Source organism: Arcicella sp. LKC2W (genome assembly GCF_034931005.1).
Classification (GTDB): domain Bacteria; phylum Bacteroidota; class Bacteroidia; order Cytophagales; family Spirosomataceae; genus Arcicella.
Genome location: NZ_JAYGIN010000005.1, coordinates 226,126 through 247,875, shown reverse-complemented (window position 1 = coordinate 247,875; position 21,750 = coordinate 226,126). Strand labels below are relative to the sequence as shown.

The following is a 21,750-nucleotide window of genomic DNA, read 5'->3' as shown; positions in this document are numbered from 1 at the left end:
TGTTTGTAATATTGTGTTAATTAATTCGAAAGACAAGGCTGTCTGTCGTACAAAAATATGGGAACAATCGCCTTAGAAGGCTTAGAGTTTTTTGCATATCACGGTGTTTATGCTGAGGAACAAAAGATAGGGAATCGTTATCAGATTGATATTCAGATAACTACAGATTTTTCAGAAGCAGCGGATACCGATAATCTAAAAGATACCGTTAATTATGGAGACTTATATGAGATAATTGCTGGTGTGATGAAGATTAAAGCGAAGTTATTAGAACACATTGCTCAATTGATTATTTCAAGTGTGCGAAAGCGTTACCCTAATATTGATAAAGTTGAAGTTGCCGTTTCTAAATTTAATCCGCCGATTGGTGGTGTGTGTACACGAGCTAAAGTAACCTTAGTAGGATAATTTATGGCCCATCAAGTAACTATAAAAGATATTGCTCGTCATCTGAATGTTTCAGTGGCTACGGTTTCTCGTGCTATGCGAGATATGCCCGAAATTAAACCAGAAACACGTGATGCGGTACTGAAGTTAGCAAAAGAGTGGGATTATCAACCCAATATTTTAGCAACAAGTTTAGTAAAAAGCCGTACAAAAACCATTGGGGTTATTGTGCCAGACTTATCATATCATTTCTTCGCTTCAGTTATTAAAGGCATTGAAGAAGAGGCAATTGCGAGAGGGTACAGTTTGCTATTGACCCAAACCCGAGAACTTTATGAACGTGAATTAACTAACGTTCAGAATTTATCAAGAGGGCAAGTTGAAGGATTTATTATTTCTCTTTCTCAGGAAACTACTGATTTTGAACACCTTAAACGACTTCAGCGTAAAGGTATTCCTCTTGTTTTCTTTGACCGTGACGCAGGTGAAATAGATGTTACCAAAGTAATGGTTGATAATGTCAATGCTGCTTTTGAAGCAACTAATCACTTAATTGATAATGGGTGTAAACGAATTGCTTTTTTAGCAGGCCCCGCCAGTGTAACGGTTAGTAACCAACGACGAACAGGATATATACAAGCTTTAACTCATGCAGGTTTAGAAGTTGACCAGAGTTTAATCGTTCATGGAAATTATAACTTGCAGAAAATCATAGAGTTAACCAATTATTTGTTTGAACTTCAAAATCCTCCTGATGGCTTAGTCGTTGTGAGTGACCGTTTGGCAATTGGTGCTATTAAGGCTTTAAAAGCAAAAAATATTAGCATTCCAGAAGATGTTGCCATTGTCAGTTTCAATGATGAACCCGTTTGTACAATTGTTTCGCCATCGCTAACCAGTGTGGCACAACCTACAATTGAAATAGGGAAAATGGCAACGTCATTATTAATCAGCCAAATCGAAAATACCTCTGTACAATATCAGCCAGAAGTAATCATTATGAAAACAGAACTTATGGTCAGAGAATCTTCAATGAAAAATAAATAATTTTAATAAATTAACGAAACAAACCTATAAGATTTCTTATAGGTTTGTTTCGTTAAAATTACCTTCATCCTGAAAATACAAATGAGAAAAAACTTACTACTAATCTTGTGTCTGATACTCTCCTTTTCTATATCAGCTCAAAAAAAGAAAAAAAAGAATAAAGAAGTTGAAGTTGTGGTACCAATCCCCAAAAAGGTATTGACTCACGATGTCTATGATTCATGGAAGGAAATTCCTGACCGAATGATTAGTAATGACGGAGCAAATGTGGTTTATACACTTAATCCGCAAGAAGGCGACGGACGTGTTGTTATACATTCTTTGAAAAGTACAAAAATAGATTCTGTTCAACGAGCTACTGATATTCGTCTAACCAATGATGCTGAATTCGCTATTTTCAAGATAAAACCACAATTGAATTTGGTTAAATCAATGAAACGTTTGAAGAAGAAAAAAGATGATATGCCCAAAGATTCTTTAGGGCTTTATAATCTAAAAAGTTATAGCTTAGCAAAAGTACCTAATTTGATTTCTTATAAAATTCCAGAGAAAGCAGGAGGGTGGGTTGCATACCAAATAGAAGAAGTTAAGAAAGTTGACATTAGTAAAAAGAAAGATTCTTTAGTGAAGAACGAAACTAAAAAGAAAGTTTCCAAAAAGGAATCGGAGGAAAATGGGTATCGTTTGGTATTGAAGAATTTACAGACTAATGCTAATCAAATATTTAGTTATGTGGTAGAGTATGACTTTACAAAATATGGAAAACAGTTAGTTTTTAGTACGACAGGCAATGATTCGACCTTATTTTCAGGCGTTTATGCTTATGATTTGCAGTCTGGAAATTTAATAAATATCTTAAAAGCCAAAGGTAAATTTAAGAAAATTACTCAGTCGGAAGATGGGCAACAGATTGCATTTATTGCCGATTTAGATACAAATACTAAAACGCAGATTCGTTTACCAAAACTATATATATGGAAGTATGGAGATGAGCAAGCTAAACTTGTGGCAGATGAAAATCAAACTTTTGCTCCGCAAAGCTGGTTAGTAAGTGAGCATTATCAGCCACGTTTTTCTAAAGACGGCACAAAGTTGTTTTTTGGTACAAACCCAAAGCCAATAATAGCGGATACCACTCTTTTGTCAGAAGAAATTGTAAATGTAGAAGTTTGGAATTGGCAAGATAAGAAACTACAAACTCAACAGAAAGTTACTTTAGAAGAAGATAAAAAACGTTCATATTTAGCGGTATTAAATGTTGGTAATCTAAAAATAGTACAATTAGGTTTTTTAGAAATTCCAACAGTTTTTTTGGATAAAGAGGCAAATCATAATACAGTTTTAGCGATGTCTGATGTTCCATACTCAAATCAGCATTGGGATTGGAACGGTAAAAAAGATGTTTATTTAGTCAATCTTCAAGATGGTTCACGCAAACAAATTGCAACGGCATTACAAGGAAATCCGTCTTTGTCGCCTAATGCTCAATATATAACTTGGTGGTCATTGCCTGATACTGCTTGGTTTGCTTATTCTATCAAGAATGAAAAAACGATGAAACTTACTGATAATAAAACGGTTAAGTTTTATGAAGAAGATGACGACCACCCAGATTTTCCGCCAGCTTATGGTTCGGCAGGTTGGGTTGATGATTTAAAAGACCCAATGTTTGTAGTATATGATAATTATGATGCTTGGGCGATTGACTTGAAAAATAATACGCCTATGCTTATAACTGGAGGCCGTGAGAATCGTGTGAAATATCGCTACGTGAATTTAGATACGGATGAGCGATTTATATTGGGTAAAAATGCCCTCTGGAAACTGTTTTATGAGAAAGATAAGAGCGAAGGGTTCGCAATTCCGACCAGTCCACTGGTAAAACCGAAAGAAATTTATAAAGAATCCTTCAGTTTATCGAACCCAATTAAAGCGAAAGGTGCTGATAATCTGATATTTACGAAACAAAACTTCCAAAATTATCCAGATTTGTATTCTTCGGATTTAAGCTTTCAAAATGTGAAGAAAATATCTGAAGCAAATCCACAACAAAAGGAATATTTATGGGGTAAAGTTGAATTAGTTGATTGGAAAGCTTCAGACGGAACTCCATTGCAAGGACTTTTGTATAAACCAGAAGATTTTGACTCAACTAAGAAATATCCGATGATGGTTTATTTCTACGAAAAAAATACGGATAATTTGCATACACATTTTAGTCCATCACCAATTCGCTCATATATTAATTATCCATATTTCACGTCAAACGGATATGTGATTTTTGTGCCAGATATTGTTTATAAAGCTGGCGACCCAGGAAAGAGTGCTTATAACTGTATTATTTCAGGTGTGGAAAGTATTATTGGAAAAGGGTTTGTGAATAAAGACCGTATTGGAGTATCGGGACATAGTTGGGGTGGATATCAAACTGCTTATTTAGTTACACAAACCAATATATTTAGAGCTGCCGAAGCAGGGGCTCCCGTTGCTAATATGACTTCTGCTTATGGTGGAATTCGTTGGGAATCAGGACTTTCACGTCAAGCTCAATATGAAAGAACACAAACCAGAATAGGAGGGACTCTTTGGGAGAAGTTTGATAAATACCTTGATAACTCTCCACTTTTTCAAGTTCCAAAAGTACAGACTCCAGTATTGATGATGCACAATGACGATGATGGTGCTGTGCCTTGGTATCAAGGAATTGAATTTTATATGGCTTTGAAACGTTTGAATAAACCTGTTTGGCTGTTGAATTATAATGGAGAAAAGCACGGTTTGACTTTAAGAAAAAATAGAAAAGACTTTGCCAAGCGACTTTATCAATATTTCGACCATTATTTAAAAGATGCTCCTGCTCCTGCATGGATGACAGAAGGTTTGCCTTTTATGGAAAAAGGAATCAATCAAAAACTGGAAGTTGGAAAATAATTTAATGAAGCGGTTGGATGAATGTCTAACCGCTTTTTTTATAAATAATTGAAAATGAATATTTTATGAATTAAGTTCTACTGAATGATAGTTGAAATTCAGAACCTATACCAATATTTGATTTTACAGATACCTTGCAAGAAATAGCTTTTGCTAAGTCTCGAATGAGGTGTAACCCCAAACCTACTTTTGAACTAATTGTATTTTCTTCGGAAAAAAGTATTTGTATTTGCTGAGCTGAAATACCTGTGCCATTATCAGTTATTGATAAAATAATTTGTTCTCTTTCCTGAGTTGCTCTCCAAACTATCTGTGGATTCTCATTGGACTGTAAGGCTTTTATTGCATTATTAGTTAAATTTTGCATGATTGTCTTTAAATAATCTTCGTCTGAGGAAAGTGTTAATGAATGAGGGTTCTCAAATTTGAAATTAATTTGAGGATTATCTGCAAAGAATCTCTGAAGATACTCAAATAATATATCAACTTTAATTTGTTTGATTTGCGGTTCAAAGTTTTTCATTTGACTTTTACTCCAAAGTAACATTGACTCCATATTTTCAAGTAAAGTTTCTGCCGAGTCTGTAATTTTCTTTTGATGCTTTTCTGCCATTTCTATTGTTAATAATTCTGGCGATTCTTTTTGTAAATGTAGGAAATTTATCAAGTTAGCAACTGGGCTACGCAAGTCATGACTAAGAATAGCAAAGAATTTTGCTTTAATTTTGTTGGCTTCGTCGAGTTCATTATTAAGTTTAAGAAGGGCATTATTTGTTTTTTTTCGGGTTTGATTTTGCCAAAATAATAGTCCTCCAATGATTGATAAAAGTCCTAATCCCAAAATGTAATACCATTTTTGTCTTTTGTTAGCTTCCAATGAGATTTTATTTATCAGAATTTCTTTTCTATTCAATTCTATTTCTTTCCCCACCAATGCCAATTGTTTTTCTTGTGCCATTTTTTCCAACTTTTCAGATTTTAATTCAGATTGTGTTTTCAGAAAGTTTAACCTAATTAAATCTCTTTCTTTTTGGCTTTTGGTCAAATTGGCTTGATTTAAAGCCAGCATCAGTTTTTGTTGGTTCAGTTTTTCGTTGGCAAGTAATTCGGCAGTTTTATATTTTTCTTCTTTGGTGTCAAACTCGTACTGAATCTCTAATCTTGAAAGTTGTTTTCGGTTATTCTCATTATCAATGTTATCTTTTAATTCGATATATTTTTTGAAACTAATATAGGCACTATCCATTTTACCTAAATGCTCATAAATCTGACTCAGATTATCAAAAGTCTCTTTTTGTACATCTTGAATTTTGATTTCGTGAGCTAAATTGTTCGCTTTTCGTGTATATGACAAAGCGGAATTGTAGTCTTTATTTTCAAGAAAATATTTTCCTATGCCTTGAAGGCTCACGGCAATACCTTTTTTATTCTTTATTCCTTCGTTTATTTCAAGGGCTTTTTTATAATTAGCATAAGTTTCTGGATATTTCTTTAATTCGCTATATGCGTTGGCTACATTTCCGTATTCTCGGGCAATTCCTAATTTATTATCAATTTCGATGTTTTTAGAAAGTGCATTCTGATAGTAATTAAGGGCTTTTTCGTAGTTTTTAGTTTGAAAAAATACATTACCGATATTGGCTAAACTTCCAGCAATTCCTACTTCTGATTTTATTTTTGTATTGATATTTAGCCCATCTTGAAAATATTTTAAGGCTAAATCGTAGTTTTTTATTTCACTATATATCACCCCCATGTTGGTGTAGGTAATACCAACCGTTAAATCTTCTTTTGATTTTTCGCCTAATCGAATTACTTTTTGAAAATAGTTTAAGGCAGTAGGGTAATTATTTTGAACAGTATTGACAGTCCCCAACATGGACAAACACGCCATAATGCCCGTATTATTTTTCATTTCTTCATTAATTACCAATGATTTTGTGAGATATAACTGTGCATCTTTAAAGTTTCCCATCGAATAATAAGCAATAGCTTGAAACCTGTTTGCATCTGCTAAACCTTTCTTATAAATAATTTTCTCTGAAAGCTGACTGGCTTGTTGTGAGTATTCTAAGGTTTTGGCTGGATTAGACATATAATATGCCCGAGCCAACTGTATCAACACATTGGCTCGGGCAGTATCTTCTTTGTTTCTTTTACTTAATGTTTCTAATAGTTTGTCATAAATAGGACTGTTTTGAGCATCACAATAATGGCTCAAAATCATGAATATGATAAATAAGCGATACTTTTTCATCTGAAATTTGCTAAAACATCTTTATAACTACGTCCAATTGGTAAGGTATAGTCTTGAATATGAAGTTGTTGTGAAGAAATTCGGTCAATAAAATGAGGTTGTACGGCATAGCTTCTGTGAATTCTGATAAAAGAATTAAAAGCTGGCTCAACTAATAAATTGCCAATAGAACTCAGAACCGAATATTTTTTTGCATTTGTGATGATACGAGTATAATCCTTCAATGCTTCTAAATAAATAATTTCGTGGAGTTTTACTTTAATTTGCTCATGCCCATCTTTAATAAATATGGTATCTGCTCCAAGGCTATGCTCAAAAAGAGTCGCTTTTGTTCTGATGTCAAAATATTTTTGAATACGACTGATGCATAATTCAAAGCGTTCATTTTTGATAGGTTTTACCAAAAAATCAAGTGCATCAACGTCAAAACTTTCGGCTCCGTAGTCGGGATATGCCGTGATAAATACGCAAGCAGAAATTTGAGTCATTTGTGTTCTCAATTCCAATCCTGTCATTTCGGGCATATCAATATCTGTAAAAATAATATCAACTTTTGGTAAATCAGCATTTTGGAGAGCATCTATGGCAGATTCATAAACGCCCAGAATATTAAATAGAGAATGTTTTTTGACAAAAGATAGGGTTGTCAAACGGTCGATTTCATCATCATCAATGATGATACAATTATACATAGCGTTCAGTGGATTCATAGGAAAAGGATTAACCAAAGATAGTTAAATCCTCTTCAAATTGTTCCTATAAAAGTCATATTTGAGTATTCGGTCTATTTAATCGGTCGTTCGTCTATTGAGTGTTTTATCGGAGGACAGAAATATTTAGCTTTGAAACATCAAAAATCGAGAACGTATTTACCTCAAAATATTATGAAAAATATATTTGTAATAGCTTTATTATCAGCTATTTGTCATTATTCTGACGCTCAAAACTATGTTCTTAGTCCTTTGGGAATACGATTTCCAAATTATTCAACCGCAACTCGCCCAACCGCCAATAGCTTGGGTGCGGGTACGGTGTTATATAATGCAACAGATAATGTTTTGCAGTATAGTCAGGGGAGTAGTTGGTTGAATTTGGGTTTACCTAATGGTTTAGTTAATCAGACTTTACGCAATAATGGAAATGGTTGGATTGCAGATGGCTTGATGCAAAATGATGGTAGCCGAATCTTGATTGGTTTGTCAAATAATGATTATGATGGATTGCTCAGAGTAAATGTTGGCGATGGCAACACGGGCGTATTTGTATCTTCGACTGATAACCCAGGGTTATACGCACAATCCAATACATCTTCGGCAGTTTCGGGCTTTTCAACTTCGGGCAATGCTATTTATGGACAATCAACTTCTGGAACTGGATTGGCAGGAGTCTCTACAAATGGTCCAGGCATTTCAGCTATATCAACCAATGGAATTGGTCTTTCAGCTTATTCAGCTACAAAACAAGCTATTTATGCAACAGGTGTTGGTTATCCTGCCATTTATGCAACCTCCCAAAACACGGGCTTACTTGCAGATGGAGGATATGCGGGTGTGCAGGGAAATTCTGTAAGCGGTACAGGTATAATTGCTTCTTCTACCAATGGTATTGCTTTGACGGCTACTTCGTCAAATAATATAGGTATTCAAGTCGTAACTAACTTATCAACAGCAATTTATGGAATTTCTACGGCAGCTTCGGGGCTATGGGGACAGTCAGATTCTGGTTTTGGCGTTTATGCAACAAGCGGAAATAGTTATGGCGTTTATGGTTATTCACAAACCAATACAGGAATAAAAGGTTTTTCGGGTTCATCTTATGGAGGAGAATTTAGTGGAAGGGTAAGAATTGAAAAAGGTGGAAATGGAGATGCAGGCATAGATTTTACGGAGGATATTGGTTTTTCTCCCCGTCGTGGGTTTATTGGAATGTATGGAAACGCTGAAATGATGGTTTGGGGCTACGCTTATAATGCACCCATTCAGCGTTGGAATATCAATACGGGTCAGATTTGCTATGCTACTGCACCGTCAATATGCTCTGATATTCGGTTAAAAAAAGAATTTAAAAATCTATCTAATTCTCTTCAATCCATAGAGAAGTTAAAGGGGTATCATTATTATCTTAGAAATGAGAAAAACACAAATCTTCAAACTGGTTTTATAGCTCAAGAAATTCAGAAAGTATTTCCAGAATTAGTCAGTACAGGCTCTGATGGCTATTTATCGGTTGATTATATAGGTTTAGTTCCGCATTTAGTCGAAAGTGTCAAATCTTTGAAAAGTGAAAATGATATTCTGAAAGATAGGTTATTGAAAATTGAAAATTTCTTACAAAAATCATCTTTGAAATTAGAAGCTAAAAGATAAAATTATGAAAACGAATCGAATCCTTATTGTTGCCTTTTTTTTAGGAATTTTTATCATCAGTTCAGGAGCAGGATGTGGCTCGACCGATGAACCAAAACCTGATAATTTTCAATCATTAGTTGGAAAATGGGAATTGGTTGAAATTGTAAATAACATTACAAAACAGAATGGCACAAGTACAAGTGGTGTAAATAAATTTAAAGCTAATGGAAATTTTTTGGCTTGGGAGTTTTTTAGTGATGGCAGAATGATTGGATTACACGATGCACAAAAAGCAGAAGCACGTTGGAAACTTTCTGTCAAAAATGTTGATGCTCAGGACATTACGGGGACATTAACCATTTCGGGGGTTGCCGTCAAAGAACTGATGGATGCTTTTGGAATTTCAGAAATAGTTTATGACATCTCAACGGTAAAAGTAACCACAGGTGGCAATAAAACATTGATGAATTTACAATTTGATGCTACTAAATATGGCGATTACCAAAAACATCTAATTGTATATATTTATCAGAAAATATGAATTACTATGAAGTAAAACTAACTTATATCAGCATATTAAATATATTTTAAACCAAATTCAATTATGAAAATATCAAATAAAATACTACTTCTTTTTGTATCAATGTGTTTGGTTTTTTGCACAAAAAACGCTGATAATATCGACCCAAATACAGGTACAAACCCAATTGATGGAACAGTAGGAAAAGGACAAGCAGGTATAAATGGCATTGGGAGTATTGATGCTTGGGACAAATTAGCGACAACTGAAAAAAATAGAATTAAAGATTGGAATACCATTTTTATGCACCAATCAGTTGGTGGAGATTTGGAAGATGGAGCAAACAATAATGGTTTTAAATTTGAATATTTCGACCTAAATGAAAAACCTAAAGGGCTGAGTGGCAATGTGTTTAGTGCTTCTAATGGAAATCCCATCGGGAAAATTGCAGAGTTTAAAAATAATGCTTTAACGCATAAAAGTATTATCAAAATAGCCATTTTAAAATTTGGATACGCTGATATTAATGACGGAAATGTTGAGCAGGTAAAAACCGCCTACAAAACTTTAATTGATGATTTACGAAGCCAAATTCCTGACTTGCGTTTTGTTCATGTTACGCCACCATTAATTTATATCGTCAGTAAAGATGATGGAAATGCTGCCAAAATGAAAATAGCTCAATGGATGAAAGATACTTTTAAGGATAAAGATAGTATTTTTGATTTACAGGAAATTGAATCCGATAATGGAAGTTGTAGTTTAAATGGAGTTTTGACAATTTGTAATAAATATAGGTCAACTTCTGGTTGTCCAAGTAAAAATCAAGGAGTTGATGCTCCCGAAGGACAAGGGCATTTGTGCGAAAGTGCCGCTACACGTATCAGCAAGGCATTTTTATATAGTATTTATCAAGCAGGAAAATAATGAGAAAGCGAATATAAAAACTCTGGGAGTCATTCTATGATTCTCCCAGAAGGCTACGAAAGTATTTCTAATACAGAAGCTAATTTAAAAACTTTTGAGATTTTATCTAATCTTTAATATTCAAAACGGTATTGACTGATTTGACATTAGAATAATAGCTAACTCCTTCATTATCAGTAGTTTTAATTCTATAGTTTACAGATTGCTCTTCTGATTTTACATAATCAAGGTATCTATAAAAAATATTTTTATCCGAAAACTGATTTTTTGCTTTAGTCGGAATGACGGTTATTGTCTTAAAGTCACCTCCTTGACTTTTTTTCTGAATTTCAAAATGTACAATACCTCTTTCCTGCGTAGTAAGCCAGTCAATTGCTAAGCCACTTTTTGTAACCGTCAAGTTGAAATCTTGAAGCTTATATGTCGTGGCAACTTTTACCGTAAATTCATCTTGAAGACACTTTTGGTCATCTTGAACAATATACTTTGTGGTAACGCTGGGTGTTACAACAGCTACTTCATTTTTAGAATTATCATGCTGCCAATTGTATGTGCCTGCCCAAGAAGCAGGTAGAATGACAGATTTTTGATTTGCCTCAAATTTTAGTTCCGTCTTTCTATTGACATCTTTAAAAATGGAAAATTGGTCTTTAATACTACCATCTGCGGCAATAAAATTGGCTTCTAAACGATTTTCAGAAACTTCTAAAAATAATGAACCTCCATCTTTATTATTTGAATAAACCATCGCATCGTGAGGGAATGTACTTTGAATTCCACCATTGGCAGCTCCACAACCATTTACTACATAGATAATTCCTTGACTTTCAGGAGATTTACTATCTGTAATGTATGGACAAGAATTGGGAGAATTATCATAACGTCCATTAGAAGAACTGAAACCATGAACTTTTGGATTATAAGTATTCTCTAAGCCATAGTGTCCTTTTATTTTTTGAGACCTTTCATAATTGTGACTGTGTCCATTCAGCACTAAATCAACTTTATATTTTTCCAATATTGGAACGACTGTTTCTCTAATGGTTTTTAAGTCAATTTCTGTATCTGAATTATGAGAACCCATTGTATATGGTGGATGATGCCAATATACAATAGTCCATTTTTGTTTATTGGCTTTCAAATCTTCCTCCAACCATTTCATCTGCTTACTATCAGGCGAATAGAGATATTTGTCTAAGGCTTCAATTCCATAAGAGTCTAAACTTACAAAATGAATATTGGCATAATTATAAGAATAGTACGCTTTTGATTTTGAAGGTACACCCCCAATTTCACCATTGGTAGGCATCGTAAATATTTTAAAATAGTCTAAAATAGGGTCTTCTATGACACGATTAGTCGTTGGTGTATAATCATGATTGCCAGGAGAAGGGAAAATGACTGTCTGTTTCATCAAGCGTTCTGTTTGATAATATTCAAAAAAACGTTGCTGATATTCCCAATCATAGCCTTGTGCATAGGCGTTATCACCCAACAATAACCAAATATTCGTGTAATTATTTCCTGCAAATTTTAAATATTGTTGATAAACTTTTGATTGAGTTTCTGTTCCCATACCCATATCACCCAACGCCCAAATTTTTACTGTTTGACCCGAACCGACAGGAGGGGAGCTAATGAAGAAATTATCAGCATCACCTTGTAACACGCCGTTATTGCCTTCAATATTATAAAAATATTTAGTGCTTGGCTTAAGTTTGTCAAGGGTAATTTGGTGTTCAGTTTTGAGAGAATTATCAGAAATGGAGAGATTCAACGAATTCGTATTATTTCCGAAATTAATCTTAGAAGAAGTAGCTAAATCAGTACGCCACCGAATCATCATACTGGTAGGCGTTGCCATTTGAAGATATGGCCCACGTACAATTTTTTGTGTAAACGCTTGTGTCGTAAACATCATAATTACAAAAAAATATTTAATACTCAGGACATTATACTTCATCATTTGCTTTTAAAATATAAAATTGATTGGTCTGTTATCTTTTACTTACGCCCTAACCTTGCTGATACTCAATGCCTAAAGTCTCCAAATCATCTTCTGCCAATTCCGAAGGTTCGACGTACATTTTTAATTTTTTAGTGTCGTCATTGCGTTTCCATTCAGCGGCTGCATCGTCGAGAATTGTCAATAAAATTTCACGTGATTCATCGTTTTCTTCCGATAGAAAGTCGTCATAATTTTTGAAAACAATTTTGATAGTCGTTTCATCTAACCAATCCAAATCATTAATCATTTCATCGAAAGCATCAAAATTACGCCCAAAATTGTCTGGAAACTTCAATTGAGCAATTAACTCTTCATAAAATTTATCAAGCGTATCAACTTGCTCGCCGTCTATATTAGCTACCAACGTTTTTTCGGTAGAATGTCTGTCAGATAAAGATTGTAAAATGGTATAATTTGCCATGTTTGATAAGATTTTAATTATTCAAATGTTTGTAAGATATTTTTATTCCATAGTTTTTTAGCAAAATCAATCACTACTTTAGGAGCTTTATTGAATGCTGGGTCAAGTTTATATTCTCCGCCTTCAAACTGATTTTCTCCAAATTTAATTTTAGCTCTACCTCTCATAGCATATTTTTGCTGACCTTGATACATAATAATTTTCATGTCGGAAGGACTAACATCTCCATGACATACGGTTCTGTACATAAGCCATACTTCGGCAATACCGTTTTTATCAAGGTCAGTAATTTGAAACGTATTTTTTACGTAATTAGCCTCCAAGTCTAATGGACAATCCTTTATAAAATCATATACTTTCCAAGTTTCTTTAGCTTCGTTATGGGTAATAATATAATGATACGCAAACAGGTCAGCGTTAGCATCTTCTATTTCATCCTCTTTTGCTTTCTTGCTTACATATCTGCCTGTTTCCGAAGTAATTACAATATTATCTCCCGAATTATCCGTCCATCTAACCGCATTTTGTGCTTTTCCATCAACTTTAATAAAGTAGGGTAATTTGTTAATATCTAATTTCGTCAGTTTTATAGGTGTTTGCCCAAGTAAACTTGTTGAAAATAAGAATGTTAGGGCGAAAATGAGCTTTTGATAAGGTTTGTTATTTTGTTTCATTGTGATGTGTTTTGCTTTTGCCTCCCCCAATTATGATTGTGGGTTATAGTTAATTTTGTCGCCGTTGTTGGTGTTTTTTGCACCTACAACGGCGACAAAATTAATTTAGATAAACTTTCTAATACTCATGATATAACCAAGATGCAGTCCTTCGTGAAAGTTGTTAAAGGTAATAGCATCATCAATCGAAGCTAAATTGAACCCCGTTGAAGTTGTAATTTCATTATAACTTTGAAATTTTCCTTCCTGATAATCACTTTTAGTTTTGTCAATCAATGAAATAATCAAAGACTTCAACTCGTCAACTTCTGCTTGCGTAGTGGTTGTAGAAGGTTTTGTTCCAGGTTTAAAAGTATTCAACAAATCATCTGAAATATTTAAAGGCAAATTAGATAAAGCATAAACAAGTCTTTGTTGAACAACGATAATGTGTCCAATATTCCAAATAAGATTATTATTAAAACCTTCTGGAATATGATTGAGTTGTTCTAACGAGTATTTTTCTAAAAAGTTTAAACAGATATTTCTGTTTGTCATTAATGTTTTGAACGTGGATTCCATTGTTTAGATTTAATTGAGTGTTTAAAAGTTTGTATTAATATTTACCTTCCCAAAAGTTTAAAATTTTCGGGAAGGTTTTTCCAAATTAGCCTTGTCTGTTATAGTTAATTTTGCGAGTTGCTTATGCACGAGTTGTTGGTGAAAAATAACACCAATAATGGCTAAAATTCTTGGTAGTTTATTTGAAATCTATTTTCGTTATCAGGGAAATTGTCAAACATAAAGAATGTTCTTTTATGTTTGACAAAGTAGTTTTCTTTAGATTTTAGTAAGTTTTCTTTGAACAGTTTAAGTGAGATATTGTTCTCATCTTTTAAATTAAAATTATTTTGTTTAAGTACACTTTCAAATCGAGTATTTATTTTTTCCTCATCAAATTGCTCGTTGAAATATTTTTTGTAGGCTATCTTAAACGTTTCTTCAGAATTTATTAATCGATATGTTGATGGTATAGATGGATTAGCTTCATGAAGTTTTTTGATAGCCTCGTTTAGATTATAATTTGTAAGAAATTCGTTATAAAAATCATTATAACAAATTGATAAATCATCAGGTAAAATTTCCTCAAATGAACCAATAAATCCCCAATAAGGTGCAGCTTTCTCTATTTTAATTAGTTCCATTATAAATGCACCGTAACAAACAGCCAAAGTGATGAATAAATTGTTTCCCATAATACTATTTAGGTAAACTAAGTTTGGATATAATTCATCCCAACCAATTAATTCTCCCGAATTAAGAACTAGTCCATCTTTATCTTTACTTCCATGAATTTCAAAATGCAATATAGGATATTGCCCTTCTGTTATGCACTTGTCTTTGATTTTTTCAAGTGCCTTCCAAAAGTCTTCTTTGTTATTTATTGAGATGTATTCCGCTTCAAAATCTGTTATTAGGTAGGCTTTTCTGTTTAGTAAGTCCTCATATAATTCTTTTCCTGTTAATCTTTCTCCTTGTTTAAGAGACTCTAATACATAAACTTTATTGAATTCAAATTCTGCCATATTTATTCAATTTTATTGTTTGTCTTTTTACTACCATAGTATCTTCACAGATCACTATTAATTCCTCACCTCAACAAAACTCCGATAATGGTCATTGGTATAATACGCCTTTCCGTCCGAACCCGTAATTAATCGTTCTGTTCCTCGGTTTTTGCCGTTTACTTTTGGGTTTACGTCCCATTCTTGGTAGTTAATTCTTTTGCCCGACGCATCATTTTTCGGAAGTAAGCCTTCGTAATTCCCAAATTTACGTCCACCTACATATCCGTCTATCGCTACGCCATTCTCACGGACATATTTCAAAACTTTTAAGGCTTTCTCAGGGGCGTTGCCTGTTCTGATGTCGGTTTGAGTGTCATTTGAGCGATTCTCAGAGCCATATTTTGAATTTTCATTGTCGGAATTTTCTCTCCGATTACGTTTTTTATGTTTCTTCTTGTGTTTGCGAGACGAATCGCTATCGTTATTACCTTCTGAATAACTGCTATCATGATTGATATTTGCTTTTTCAGTAGGTTGACAACTCCCTAATGTGCCAATGAGTAGCAAAAAGGAGCAAAAAATGAGGTTTAATTTAGACAATAGTTTCATTATAATATCTGATGTTTTAACAAATTTACCGAAAACTCATTGTGCATTGCATCTATTACGGTCAATATTTGCAAAACACCCCAAATTTCACGAAATTTGTATAATAAGTACATTAATCTGTAATGTTTTGTTATTAATTGATGTCAAAAATCTTTACTTGAATTCAAAAGGATAGCGTAGCGAGAATTTCCTAACCTTTCGCAGTGTTGGCTCATCCACTTCCATTCAAAAAAACTATGTCAGAACAAACCAGTAACATTATCCCCATTAATATCGAAGACGAAATGCGGGGAGCGTACATTGATTATTCAATGTCCGTTATTGTTTCCCGTGCTTTACCCGATGTCCGTGATGGACTAAAGCCCGTTCACCGTCGTGTCCTTTTTGGGATGGATGAGTTGGGGGTAAATTATAATAAATCCTACAAAAAATCAGCTCGTATTGTTGGTGAAGTTCTTGGTAAATTTCACCCACACGGAGACACCTCAGTTTATGATACAATGGTTCGTATGGCTCAAGAGTGGTCATTGCGTTATCCATTAGTTGATGGTCAAGGTAACTTTGGTTCAGTAGATGGTGACTCTCCAGCCGCCATGCGTTATACCGAAGCACGTTTAAAGCGTATTGCAGAAGAATTATTAGGAGACTTAAACAAAGAAACTGTTGATTTTCAACCAAACTTTGATGATTCCCTTGTAGAACCAACCGTTTTGCCTGCAAAAATCCCTAACCTTTTATTGAATGGAACATCTGGTATTGCCGTAGGTATGGCAACCAATATGGCTCCTCACAATTTAACGGAAGTTGTCAGTGGAATTATTGCTTATATCGAAGACCGTGATATTACGATTGAAGGTTTAATGCAATATATTAAAGCTCCTGATTTCCCAACGGGAGGTACAATTTATGGCGTTTCAGGTATCAAAAATGCTTTTGAAACTGGTCGTGGACGTATCGTTGTGCGTGGAAATGCTACTTTTGAAACTTCAAAAACGGGTAAAGACCAAATTATCGTTTCGGAAATTCCGTATATGGTCAATAAAGCTTCATTGATTAAACAATGTGCTGATTTGGTGAACGATAAGAAAATTGAAGGTATTTCTGAAATTCGTGATGAGTCAGACCGTCAGGGTATGCGTATCGTATTTGACTTAAAACGTGATGCCGTTCCAAACGTTGTTTTAAATAACCTTTACAAACAATCTGCTCTTCAAAACTCATTCTCGGTAAATAACGTATGCCTTGTAAAAGGTCGTCCTTATACCTTGAATTTGAAAGATTTGATTCATTATTTCGTAGAACACCGTAACGAAGTAATTGTAAGACGTACAAAATACGATTTGCGTGAAGCTCAAAAAAGAATACATATCTTAGAAGGCTTTATCATTGCACTTGATAATCTTGATGCAGTCATTAAACTTATTCGTGAATCAAAAGACCCAAATACTGCACAGGCAGGATTGATGTCTAACTTTGGACTTTCTGAAATTCAGGCAAAAGCCATCCTTGAAATGCGTTTACAGCGTTTGACAGGTATGGAGCGTGATAAAATCATGGCTGAATATGCAGAGATTAAACGTTTGATTGATGATTTACAAGATATTTTGGATAGACCAGAACGTCAATTAGAAATTATCAAAACCGAATTGATTGATATTAGAGAACGTTACGGAGATGCTCGTCGTACTCAAATCAACATGACAGACGATGAATTCTCGGTAGAAGATATGATTGCTGATGAAGAAATGTTAATTACTGTTTCTAATCAAGGATATATCAAGCGTACACCAATTGGAGAATACAAGGCTCAAGGAAGGGGAGGAGTTGGCTCAAGAGCCGTTGCTACAAAAGATAGCGATTATACCGAACACCTTTTTACGGCAACGATGCACAATTGGTTGTTATTCTTTACCGAAAGTGGAAAATGTTTCTGGCTAAGAGTTTACGCAGTACCTGAAGGTTCAAAAACTGCCAAAGGTCGTCCTGTCCAAAACTTGATGAACATCGAAAGTGGAGATTCTATCCGTGCAGTTATCAATGTAAAATCATTAACCGACCCAGACTACATCAACAATAATTTCATTGTGATGTGTACAGAAGACGGAACAATCAAGAAAACAACTTTAGAGGCTTATTCACGTCCACGTCAAAATGGTATCATTGCCATCACGATTCGTGAAAATGACCGTTTATTAGATGTTTCATTGACAAACGGAAATAATCATATCATCATAGCAACCAATACAGGGCGTTCAGTACGTTTTGAAGAATCACGAGTTCGTCCGATGGGTCGTTCAGCAGCAGGTGTAAAAGGTATTTGGCTCGATGAAGAGAAATTAGAAGAAAAAGCAATTGGAATGGTTTGTATCGAAGACCCAGAAACACAACAATTGTTAGTAGTTTCAGAAAAAGGCTTCGGAAAACGTTCAGATGTAGAAGATTACCGTTTGACAAATCGTGGTGGTAAAGGTGTTAAAGCACTTAACATCACTGAGAAAACAGGTAACTTGGTCGCAATCAAGGAAGTAACTGATAATAATGACTTAATGATTATTACTAAATCAGGTATTTTAATTCGTATCGCCGTAGCTGATCTTCGTGTAATGGGACGTAATACACAAGGAGTGAAGTTGATTCGTTTGAAAAATGAATCTGATGAAATTTCTTCGGTAACAAAAATCGTAAAAGACCCAGAAGAAGAAGTAGTCGTTGATACAGAAGCTGTTGTTGTAGATGCAACCGAAGAAATAGCTCCAGAAATACAATCAGCAGTGGAAGAGGATGGAGGAGAGGTGCCTTTAGCTGACGAAAGCGGAGAAGAATAGAAATTAAATTGTCTGGATGAAAATCCAGACAATTTGTTAAACTTTTGTTAAGAGAGTAACTTCTGAGACATAAGTTCGTTAAAACTGCAAATTATCCCCAATCTAAATAGAGTTACAATAAACAAAAAACCATTTCAACCAACAATGAGAAAAATAACCCTTGCTCTTTTTGCTATTTTAATGACAGCAGGAGCAACCTTCGCTCAAGTGGATAAATTAATGCTTGAGGCAAATCGCAAATCGTATTCTGATGCCAAGAAAAAAGCTGATGAAGCAATAATGAAAAAAGATTCATTGAAATCTAAAACATGGCTTACACGTGGCGAAGCTTATTTAGATATTGCAAACTCAAGAGATTCTGTTTTGACAAAAGCTGACCCAACAGCTCCTTATAAAGCTTTGGCTTCTTTCAAAAAAGCACTTTCTATTGACCCTGCCTCACCAGCAAAAAAATACTTGACAATGGTGATGGACAAAGACGGTAAGCCAGAAGTTGAAGGACAAAAAATGTACGCAGCTTTCATGGATGCAGGTATTACTAAATATCAAGGGAAAGATTTTACAGGAGCTTTGAAAGACCTACAAATGGGAATGGAAGTAGCACCAAAAGATACAACTGCTGCCATGTACACAGGAGTAATTGGTCAATTGGCTAAGAATGATGCTGCTGCAAAAGTTGGTTATGAAAAATTCATGGAGTTAGGAGGGAAGGACGCAGGAATGGTTTATGCCTTAGCACAAATCTATAAAGTAGAGAACAATGAAGAGAAAGCAATGGCTACTATCAACAAGGGGATTGCTTTGAATCCTAATAATAAAGATTTGAAAGCTGAGAAAATAAATATGTTGTTAGGTTTCAAAAAAATTGATGCAGCTATTAAAGAATTAGAAGCTTCAGTAGCAAGTGGTTCTAAAGTTCCTCAAGAGGTTTTAAACTTAGGGATTTTATATGAAAACAAAGCAAATGAATTAGAAAGTGAATTGAGAGGATATAGAGAGCAATTATCAAAAGGTAATGTAGATGGATTAAATAAAAAAATTCAAACACAGAAAGATAAAATCTCGGCATTTGATGAAGAAGTTAAGCGTTTGACTGATAAAATCAAGAAAGACCCTAAATCTGCAGCAGCTTCTAAGAAACAAATTGCGGAAGTTAATCAAATGAAAGCAGAAGCATCAACGGTATTGAATGACCTAAATGCAGAATCAGCTCAACAAGCGGCAAGTGCTGTAAATACAGTAGAAGTTACTAAAAAATATGATGCTGTAAAAGCTAAACAAGATGAAGCTAAAGCACAAGCATCTAAATATTATAAGCAAGCATTAGAATTAGACCCTAATAATTATGACATTAACTTCAATTTAGGAGTTATGAACTTCAACGAAGCAGTAGTTATTAAGAAAGAGGTTGATTCAATGGATATGAATACTTATAAAGTGAAAGGTAAAGCAGTAGAAGATTTAGCAACAGAGAAATTTAAGCAGGCGTTGCCATATTTTGAAAAAGCATATTCAATCAAACAAGAAGATGATTTAAAGTCAAGTTTGAGAAGCTTATACCAAATCTTGAAGATGGAAGAAAAATTGAAAGCTTTAGGTGAATAATATTTTATATTGAAATAAAAAAGGTCTTGGACAAATCGTTCAAGACCTTTTTTATTTCAATATATTGAACGTAAGAGGTTTCCATAAATGATTGAGTTTTCGAATTGTTCTATTTAACATAATATAAATTATACAACATTTTGCATTATCTTGAAACGGCTTGACATATAAACCTTAAGTGTGTGAATTACCATGCTGAATAATGTATTAGTTGGGAAGTGGACTTTGAAGGATAGCACACAAAAGATTTGTATAGAACGCTTTAATAATTACTAAAATGACACAAAAATGAATCGCCTGAGAATCGTTTAGAATTTATGATTCGTAATCTTGTTCGGATTATTTAATTCTCAGAAATGATATTTTTAGGGTTGAATACAGATAATTATTCCTATATCAAGAAAAGCTCTTAATATAAAGTCGTAAATCTATAAAGGGCTGATAATTTGAACTGATTTGATTATTGTTCAAGATAAATCTGTACATTCCCCTCTCCCAGAATCTTAAATGTTTCTTTAACTATAAAGTTAGGTATAACGATGATGGTATTTAGTTTAACAATAAAATTGGTGAGATTCAATAATTTAGAGTTTTCTTCTTGGTATTTGATTTTCTAAAATAATTGAATCTCACGAAACTTAGTATGGAACTAAACGGCTAAAATTCCTTTTAAATCAGCAGGTGAATATTTTACAGATTTTAACACTTTATTATCAGCAATTCGATAAACTAAAAACTTGTCACCATCAGCTACAATTTCAGCTTCTGTTCCATCTTTCTCTGCATAAAATTTTACAGTAGCTTCTGCTTCTTCGTAAGAGTTACAAGCTTTCGACATATTTGAGCGTTGCACTTCGTTAAACAAATCAACGAATTTTTCTCCTAAGCCAAATTCTAAAACCGCTCCCGAAAGTACATATTGAATATCGCAAAGTGCGTCGGCAACTTCTACAAGATCATTGTTATCAATTGCCTCTTGAAGTTCTTTTAGTTCTTCAGCTATCAAACTGACACGAAGTTTACAGCGGTCAGCCGATGGAATCTGAGGCGTATCTAAAACTGGGGCTTTAAATGTATGATGAAATTCAGCTACTTGATTAAGAGAATCTATTTTTTGCATGGTAATTGAAATGTTTTGTGAGACTGTTCTCAGCGTGTGGATAATTGAACTCAAATTTACACATAATGTAGAATACTATCAGGTGCCTTTCAACACTTTTTGTGGATAACTTTGTAAGTGTCTATTTTTCAGGGTGTTATAATATTCACGTGGAACACTTTGGTTTAATCAATTGATAATCAATTAGTTATGTGTTTCACAAATTAGAAATAATATAAAAATGATAGTGCTGTACCTATTCATTATAGTCAAATATTACCGTAGTTTTGTTTTGTAAAAGCCTGATAATCAGGACATATATTTGCATATAGGTTTAGCAAATATGAAGGAGCGTGGAAAACGCAGCCAGAAATGATAATTGTATAGGATAGGAAAGGTTTATACTGATAGAAATGTTGATAAATAGAAGATGGGAATCAACGATGATTTATTTTTTTATTTTAAGTGGGGTAGAAAATAGTGTCTGTAATAGAGTGAATGCTTAATAGGAAAGAGCATTAGAAAGTCGCTTAGGAGCAAAATAA

17 protein-coding genes are annotated in these 21,750 nt (G+C 34.0%); 8 read left to right on the top strand and 9 right to left on the bottom strand.

Annotated features, from left to right (window positions below):
* Positions 1 to 57 precede the first annotated feature (57 nt).
* The 3 genes from folB to VB796_RS06220 all read left to right on the top strand — a co-directional run bounded on the left by folB (position 58) and on the right by VB796_RS06220 (position 4,365).
* On the top strand, positions 58 to 408 hold the full coding sequence (gene folB / locus VB796_RS06230) for a dihydroneopterin aldolase (RefSeq protein ID WP_323345653.1): 351 nt from the start codon (positions 58 to 60) through the stop codon (positions 406 to 408).
* A gap of 3 nt (positions 409 to 411) precedes the next feature.
* Complete coding sequence (locus VB796_RS06225) at positions 412 to 1,434, top strand: LacI family DNA-binding transcriptional regulator (RefSeq protein WP_323345652.1); 1,023 nt, start codon at positions 412 to 414, stop codon at positions 1,432 to 1,434.
* Positions 1,435 to 1,515: 81 nt separating this feature from the next.
* Positions 1,516 to 4,365, top strand: a complete 2,850-nt coding sequence (locus VB796_RS06220; RefSeq protein WP_323345651.1) for a prolyl oligopeptidase family serine peptidase — start codon at positions 1,516 to 1,518, stop codon at positions 4,363 to 4,365.
* A 70-nt stretch (positions 4,366 to 4,435) separates the two neighbouring features.
* On the opposite strand, the gene VB796_RS06215 is transcribed toward VB796_RS06220, so the two are convergent.
* Positions 4,436 to 6,622 (bottom strand): tetratricopeptide repeat protein, encoded by a 2,187-nt coding sequence (locus VB796_RS06215; RefSeq protein WP_323345650.1) that lies wholly within the window; start codon positions 6,620 to 6,622, stop codon positions 4,436 to 4,438.
* Positions 6,619 to 7,332, bottom strand: coding sequence for a LytTR family DNA-binding domain-containing protein (locus VB796_RS06210; protein WP_323345649.1), 714 nt, complete (start codon positions 7,330 to 7,332; stop codon positions 6,619 to 6,621). Before VB796_RS06210 ends, VB796_RS06215 begins: the two co-directional genes overlap by 4 nt.
* A 174-nt stretch (positions 7,333 to 7,506) precedes the next feature.
* On the opposite strand from VB796_RS06210, the gene VB796_RS06205 reads away from it, so the two are divergent.
* The 3 genes from VB796_RS06205 (at position 7,507) to VB796_RS06195 (ending at position 10,417) form a co-directional block, all read left to right on the top strand.
* Complete coding sequence (locus tag VB796_RS06205; RefSeq protein WP_323345648.1) at positions 7,507 to 8,988, top strand: tail fiber domain-containing protein; 1,482 nt, start codon at positions 7,507 to 7,509, stop codon at positions 8,986 to 8,988.
* 4 nt (positions 8,989 to 8,992) lie between these two features.
* On the top strand, positions 8,993 to 9,511 hold the full coding sequence (locus VB796_RS06200) for a hypothetical protein (RefSeq protein ID WP_323345647.1): 519 nt from the start codon (positions 8,993 to 8,995) through the stop codon (positions 9,509 to 9,511).
* A gap of 63 nt (positions 9,512 to 9,574) precedes the next feature.
* Positions 9,575 to 10,417, top strand: a complete 843-nt coding sequence (locus VB796_RS06195; RefSeq protein ID WP_323345646.1) for a hypothetical protein — start codon at positions 9,575 to 9,577, stop codon at positions 10,415 to 10,417.
* Positions 10,418 to 10,523: 106 nt separating this feature from the next.
* Here the strand turns inward: VB796_RS06195 and VB796_RS06190 are convergent, their stop codons facing one another.
* The 6 genes from VB796_RS06190 to VB796_RS06165 form a co-directional block, all read right to left on the bottom strand.
* Positions 10,524 to 12,383 (bottom strand): metallophosphoesterase family protein, encoded by a 1,860-nt coding sequence (locus VB796_RS06190; RefSeq protein ID WP_323345645.1) that lies wholly within the window; start codon positions 12,381 to 12,383, stop codon positions 10,524 to 10,526.
* A 49-nt stretch (positions 12,384 to 12,432) separates the two neighbouring features.
* Positions 12,433 to 12,846: a barstar family protein gene (locus tag VB796_RS06185; RefSeq protein WP_323345644.1), complete on the bottom strand. Its 414-nt coding sequence runs from the start codon at positions 12,844 to 12,846 to the stop codon at positions 12,433 to 12,435.
* A gap of 17 nt (positions 12,847 to 12,863) precedes the next feature.
* Positions 12,864 to 13,520 carry a M949_RS01915 family surface polysaccharide biosynthesis protein gene (locus VB796_RS06180; protein ID WP_323345643.1) on the bottom strand — a complete coding sequence of 219 codons (657 nt, stop codon included), beginning with the start codon at positions 13,518 to 13,520 and terminating at the stop codon, positions 12,864 to 12,866.
* A 105-nt stretch (positions 13,521 to 13,625) separates the two neighbouring features.
* Positions 13,626 to 14,081 (bottom strand): DinB family protein, encoded by a 456-nt coding sequence (locus tag VB796_RS06175; protein WP_323345642.1) that lies wholly within the window; start codon positions 14,079 to 14,081, stop codon positions 13,626 to 13,628.
* A 161-nt stretch (positions 14,082 to 14,242) separates the two neighbouring features.
* Positions 14,243 to 15,085, bottom strand: coding sequence for a hypothetical protein (locus VB796_RS06170; RefSeq protein WP_323345641.1), 843 nt, complete (start codon positions 15,083 to 15,085; stop codon positions 14,243 to 14,245).
* A gap of 57 nt (positions 15,086 to 15,142) precedes the next feature.
* Entirely contained in the window at positions 15,143 to 15,676 is a 534-nt protein-coding gene (locus VB796_RS06165; RefSeq protein ID WP_323345640.1) for a ribonuclease domain-containing protein, read from the bottom strand.
* A 236-nt stretch (positions 15,677 to 15,912) separates the two neighbouring features.
* Here VB796_RS06165 and gyrA point away from each other — a divergent pair, with 236 nt between their 5' ends.
* Together gyrA and VB796_RS06155 are read left to right on the top strand one after the other, a co-directional pair.
* Positions 15,913 to 18,501, top strand: a complete 2,589-nt coding sequence (gyrA, locus tag VB796_RS06160; RefSeq protein WP_323345639.1) for a DNA gyrase subunit A — start codon at positions 15,913 to 15,915, stop codon at positions 18,499 to 18,501.
* A gap of 144 nt (positions 18,502 to 18,645) precedes the next feature.
* Positions 18,646 to 20,106 (top strand): hypothetical protein, encoded by a 1,461-nt coding sequence (locus VB796_RS06155; protein ID WP_323345638.1) that lies wholly within the window; start codon positions 18,646 to 18,648, stop codon positions 20,104 to 20,106.
* Positions 20,107 to 20,755: 649 nt separating this feature from the next.
* On the opposite strand, the gene VB796_RS06150 is transcribed toward VB796_RS06155, so the two are convergent.
* A complete protein-coding gene (locus VB796_RS06150) occupies positions 20,756 to 21,226 on the bottom strand; it encodes a nucleoside triphosphate pyrophosphohydrolase family protein (protein ID WP_323345637.1) in 471 nt (156 codons plus the stop codon).
* Between the last annotated feature and the right edge of the window lie 524 nt (positions 21,227 to 21,750).

Bases quoted from the DNA above. Each gene is read 5' to 3' on its own strand.
- VB796_RS06200 (WP_323345647.1), top strand. From the start codon at position 8,993: ATGAAAACGAATCGAATCCTTATTGTTGCCTTTTTTTTAGGAATTTTT.
- VB796_RS06150 (WP_323345637.1), bottom strand. From the start codon at position 21,226: ATGCAAAAAATAGATTCTCTTAATCAAGTAGCTGAATTTCATCATACA.
- VB796_RS06195 (WP_323345646.1), top strand. From the start codon at position 9,575: ATGAAAATATCAAATAAAATACTACTTCTTTTTGTATCAATGTGTTTG.
- gyrA (WP_323345639.1), top strand. From the start codon at position 15,913: ATGTCAGAACAAACCAGTAACATTATCCCCATTAATATCGAAGACGAA.
- VB796_RS06210 (WP_323345649.1), bottom strand. From the start codon at position 7,332: ATGAATCCACTGAACGCTATGTATAATTGTATCATCATTGATGATGAT.
- folB (WP_323345653.1), top strand. From the start codon at position 58: ATGGGAACAATCGCCTTAGAAGGCTTAGAGTTTTTTGCATATCACGGT.
- VB796_RS06165 (WP_323345640.1), bottom strand. From the start codon at position 15,676: ATGAAACTATTGTCTAAATTAAACCTCATTTTTTGCTCCTTTTTGCTA.
- VB796_RS06175 (WP_323345642.1), bottom strand. From the start codon at position 14,081: ATGGAATCCACGTTCAAAACATTAATGACAAACAGAAATATCTGTTTA.
- VB796_RS06215 (WP_323345650.1), bottom strand. From the start codon at position 6,622: ATGAAAAAGTATCGCTTATTTATCATATTCATGATTTTGAGCCATTAT.
- VB796_RS06170 (WP_323345641.1), bottom strand. From the start codon at position 15,085: ATGGCAGAATTTGAATTCAATAAAGTTTATGTATTAGAGTCTCTTAAA.
- VB796_RS06225 (WP_323345652.1), top strand. From the start codon at position 412: ATGGCCCATCAAGTAACTATAAAAGATATTGCTCGTCATCTGAATGTT.
- VB796_RS06190 (WP_323345645.1), bottom strand. From the start codon at position 12,383: ATGATGAAGTATAATGTCCTGAGTATTAAATATTTTTTTGTAATTATG.
- VB796_RS06220 (WP_323345651.1), top strand. From the start codon at position 1,516: ATGAGAAAAAACTTACTACTAATCTTGTGTCTGATACTCTCCTTTTCT.
- VB796_RS06155 (WP_323345638.1), top strand. From the start codon at position 18,646: ATGAGAAAAATAACCCTTGCTCTTTTTGCTATTTTAATGACAGCAGGA.
- VB796_RS06180 (WP_323345643.1), bottom strand. From the start codon at position 13,520: ATGAAACAAAATAACAAACCTTATCAAAAGCTCATTTTCGCCCTAACA.
- VB796_RS06185 (WP_323345644.1), bottom strand. From the start codon at position 12,846: ATGGCAAATTATACCATTTTACAATCTTTATCTGACAGACATTCTACC.
- VB796_RS06205 (WP_323345648.1), top strand. From the start codon at position 7,507: ATGAAAAATATATTTGTAATAGCTTTATTATCAGCTATTTGTCATTAT.